This is a genomic window from Burkholderia sp. BCC1640 (assembly GCF_902833125.1).
Taxonomy (GTDB): Bacteria; Pseudomonadota; Gammaproteobacteria; order Burkholderiales; family Burkholderiaceae; genus Burkholderia; species Burkholderia diffusa.
Window position 1 is genome coordinate 1 of record NZ_CADFEF010000114.1, and the last position, 681, is coordinate 681.

Sequence of the window (681 nt, forward strand, 5' to 3'; positions counted from 1 at the left end):
CCAGGCGCTGGACGAACACGCACGCCAAGGAGCCGGGGCCTTCATGGGGCTGCATGGCAAGCCGGCCCCGCGCGCGGGCCGCAGCGCCGGCCCCTGAGCGTCGTTCAGGCGCTCACTTGCCCTGGAACACGGGCTGGCGCCCCTCGAGTTCCGCGCGGCGCCCTTCCACGAAGTCCTGCGACTGTAACAGCCCGCGATACTGCTCGGTCAGCTTGAACAGCGCGGCGTTCTCGGCCGGGTCGATCGCCAGGTGCGCCGAGGCGAGCGAGGCCTGGATGCCCAGCGGCCCGCAGGCCGCGATCCTGCCGGCGATCTGCACCGACAGTTCGAGCGCCGCCTTCGCATCGGGCGCGATCGCCTGCACCGTGCCCATCCGATATGCCTCCTCCGCGCTCCAGTGATCGCCGGTCAGGATGTAGCGCATCGCATTGCCCCAGCCCGCTTCCCGCACGAAACGCACGGTCGAGCCGCCGCCGGGGAAGCGGCCATGGGTGTTCTCGTCCTGGCCGAAGCGCGTATCGGCCGCCGCGACGCGGATGTCGCCCACCAGGAAGAGCTCGTGGCCCATGTCCCAGGTATCGCCATGCGCGACCGCCACCAGCGGCTTGGTCAGGCGCGGGCTGGGCGTGGTCGCGAGCGGGTTGATGGTGCCGCTCAGCGCGATCGGCGTCTTGTTGCCCA

1 protein-coding gene is annotated in these 681 nt (G+C 71.2%); it reads right to left on the reverse strand.

The features are described 5' to 3' along the window. Positions 1-112: 112 nt before the first annotated feature. A partial coding sequence (locus tag HWX25_RS32720) for an enoyl-CoA hydratase-related protein (protein ID WP_244138836.1) occupies positions 113-681 on the reverse strand: 569 nt, incomplete at its 5' end.